The 1,526-nt window shown below is 68.7% G+C and carries 1 protein-coding gene; it reads left to right on the forward strand.

All coding sequences use genetic code 11. The annotated features are described in order from the left end of the window. Window positions 1–251: 251 nt before the first annotated feature. Window positions 252–1,493 (forward strand): IS110 family transposase, encoded by a 1,242-nt coding sequence (locus PUT80_RS46190; protein ID WP_275295919.1) that lies wholly within the window; start codon window positions 252–254, stop codon window positions 1,491–1,493. The last annotated feature ends 33 nt before the right edge of the window (window positions 1,494–1,526 follow it).

Here is a 1,526-nt window from a genome sequence, read left to right on the forward strand (position 1 = left end):
CTAATGGGTTGTGTTCGGGCGGGTTTGGCAGGCTCGGATGTGGTGGCTGCTGGTGGGTGAGCACTCGTGGGGCCTGGGTTTGTTGAGACCTTCGTGAAGACCGTGCCCCCGCCGGTGAGCAAGAGATGTGATCACTGAAGGGATGTCGTGCCCGCTGCGGGTTGGCGTGAGCACTCGACCATTAGGCCGTTGATTTCTCTTGCGTGGCTGCCGGACTCAGACCGTGTTGACAGGCTGGAGTGCGAGCGATCGTGTTGTTCGTCGGTGATGACTGGGCGCTGGACCACCACGATGTGGAGGTCCAGGATCAGGCGGGGCGGCGGCTGGGCAAGGCCCGGCTTCCCGAAGGCGTCGAGGGTGTCGCCCGGTTGCACGGGCTGCTCGCGCGGTTCCTGCCCGAGGACGCCGAACCTTCTCAGGTGCTGATCGGGATCGAGACCGATCGCGGTCCGTGGGTGGCGGCGTTGGTCGCGGCCGGCTACCGGGTGTTCGCGGTCAATCCGCGGCAGGCGGCGCGGGCGCGGGACCGGCTGGGGGTCTCGGGGGCGAAAAGCGACGCCGGCGACGCGCATGTGCTGGCCGATCTGGTCCGCACCGATGCCCACCAGTTGCCTCAGGTGGCCGAGGACAGCGATCTCGCCGACGGGGTGCAGGCCCTGACCCGGGCGCATCAGGCCTTGATCTGGGACCGGGCAAGGCATGTGCTGCGGCTGCGGGCCACGTTGCGGGACTACTTTCCCGCCGCGCTGGAGGCGTTCGCCGATCTCGCCGAGCCCGAGGCCCTGGAATTGCTCGGCAAGGCTCCCGATCCCGACCGCGCGGCCCGGTTGTCCCGCTCGCAGATCGCCGCCGCGCTCAAGCGGGCCCGCCGACGCGACATCGAGGGGAAGACCACCGCGATCCAGGCCGCCCTGCGCGCCCCGGCGCTGGGCCGCGGCCCGGTCCTGACCGCGGCCTCGGCCGCGGTCACCCGGTCGTCGATCTCCGTGATCAGCGCCCTGACCACCGAGATCGCGCAGCTGGAGACCGAGGTGAAAGCCCATTTTGGACAGCACCCTGACACCGGGATCTACCTGTCCCAACCGGGACTCGGGCAGATCCTCGGAGCCAGGGTGCTCGCCGAGTTCGGGGACGACCCCCACCGCTACGCCTCAGCGAAGGCCCGCAAGAACTACGCCGGGACCAGCCCGCTGACCATCGCCTCCGGCCGCAAACGCACCGTCCGGGCCCGGTTCGTGCGCAACGACCGCCTCGTCGACGCGCTGACCCGGCAAGCGCAATCAGCACTGCGGGCCTCACCCGGAGCACGCGCCTGCTACGACGCACTCCGAGCCAGAGGCATCGGACACCAGGCCGCGCTGCGCCAGCTCGCCAACCGGCTCGTCGGCATCCTCCACGGATGCCTCACAACCAGCACCCACTACAACGAAGCAACCGCCTGGCCACAAGCCACCACAACCAGCCAAAACAGACAACAACCCACAGCCGCTTGACAAACAAAACCCAGGGATGTCTTCACGGACCTC

Origin of the sequence: Amycolatopsis sp. La24 (assembly GCF_029087445.1) — a bacterium.
Classification (GTDB): Bacteria; Actinomycetota; Actinomycetes; order Mycobacteriales; family Pseudonocardiaceae; genus Amycolatopsis; species Amycolatopsis nivea.